Annotated in this window: 1 protein-coding gene; it reads left to right on the forward strand. The window is 29.7% G+C overall.

Going from position 1 to position 1,227, the window contains the following annotated elements; translation table 11 throughout:
• The first annotated feature begins 101 nt into the window (after window positions 1-101).
• On the forward strand, window positions 102-1,217 hold the full coding sequence (locus tag AQ1689_RS03825) for an ISAs1 family transposase (protein ID WP_101955243.1): 1,116 nt from the start codon (window positions 102-104) through the stop codon (window positions 1,215-1,217).
• Window positions 1,218-1,227: the final 10 nt, after the last annotated feature.

Consider the following 1,227-nt stretch of genomic DNA (forward strand, 5'->3'; position numbering starts at 1 on the left):
CAGGGCAAACTCACACTTTTATTAAATTAATTTCATTGACTCTAAATTGTTCCTTTTGTTAATTTGAACTATATTGTATTGATTTTTAGATAAATTAAGCGATGAATTCAAATAGTAAATTAGTAAGTGTTTTTGGCAATATAGAAGATCCTAGAAGCGATATAAACAAGTTACACAACTTGGTTGATATCCTCCTTATTGGTATAATTTCTGTTATTTGTGGAGCAGAAACATGGAAACAAATGGTTGAGTTTGCCTGTTCAAAAGAAGAATTTTTAAGGAAATTTTTAGAATTACCAAACGGAATACCATCGGAAGACACTATAAATAGGGTGTTTTCGGCTATAGATAGTGCTGAGTTTGAAACATGTTTTATCGAATGGGTTAATTCAATTTCAATGATATCAAAAGGTCAAGTAATAGCTATTGATGGAAAAACGATTAGGGGAGCAAAGTCCAATGGAAAAAAATCACCTGTACACATGGTTAGTGCATGGGCGGATCAAAATAATTTAGTGTTGGGTCAAATTAGAGTCAATGAAAAATCTAATGAAATTACAGCGATTCCAGAATTACTTGATACTTTATGTGTAGCAGGAAATATAATTACAATAGATGAAATGGGAACACAAATCAACATTGCAGATAAGATTATAGATAATGATGCAAATTATATACTCGCTGTAAAAGGAAATCAGAAGCAACTATTGGAAGAAATAAAGGATGAATTTAAATTTTCAAATGGCATAGAAATAGACACAAATATTGATCTTGGACATGGAAGAATTGAAACTAGAAAATGCAGTGTTATTTCTAATTTTAAATTTATTCAAAACACAGATAATAAATGGAATAGCCTGAGTCAAGTTATAAAAATAGAAAGTATAAGGGAATTCAAAAACAGTGATAAACTAACAGAAAAAGCAACTAGATATTATATTTCTAGCTTAAAAGATACCGCTGTAAATTATCAAAATCATATTCGTTCTCATTGGGGTGTAGAGAATAAATTACATTGGACATTAGATGTTGCTTTCTCTGAAGATGCCTCTAGAAAAAGAAATAAAAATGCGGCTCAAAACTATTCAATACTATTGAAAATTGCATTGAATTTATTGAAAAATGAAAAAACAGAGAAACAAGGTATTGCTGGAAAAAGACTTAAAGCTGGTTGGAATGAAGCATATCTATTAAAAGTCTTAAATATTAAAGTATGAGTTTGCCCTG

Source organism: Tenacibaculum finnmarkense (assembly GCF_900239185.1).
GTDB classification, from domain to species: Bacteria; Bacteroidota; Bacteroidia; order Flavobacteriales; family Flavobacteriaceae; genus Polaribacter; species Polaribacter finnmarkensis.